This window comes from Streptomyces sp. SP17BM10 (genome assembly GCF_036322405.1).
Lineage (GTDB): Bacteria > Actinomycetota > Actinomycetes > Streptomycetales > Streptomycetaceae > Kitasatospora.
On sequence record NZ_JAQYXB010000035.1, the window covers coordinates 1 to 322 of the forward strand.

General features: G+C 65.5%; 1 pseudogene. It reads left to right on the plus strand.

The features are described from left to right. A pseudogene (locus PUR71_RS00105) lies at positions 1–322 on the plus strand (hypothetical protein); the annotation flags it as partial.

The following is a 322-nucleotide window of genomic DNA, read 5'->3' on the forward strand; positions in this document are numbered from 1 at the left end:
AGCGCCGCTCGCTCGGCCTGCGGGCCTACGACAACCTCGCCGGCCAGTCGAGCGTCGCCCTCCGCCTCCCGGCGCTGGACCGCCAGATCCAGGACGACCGCGCCCTGACCCAGGCCACCCAGAGCCTCTCCTTCCTGCGCGCCGGGCGCGAGGCGGCGGCCCCCCCCCCCCCCGGGGCCGGCGGGGGGGGGGGCGACAACAACCAACCCACGGGGAAAAAAAAAAGCCCCCCCACCCAACCAAAACCCAACCCACCACACCCACAAAAAAAAAAAAAAAACCACAACACCCAAAAAAAAAAAAAAAAAACAACACACAACCC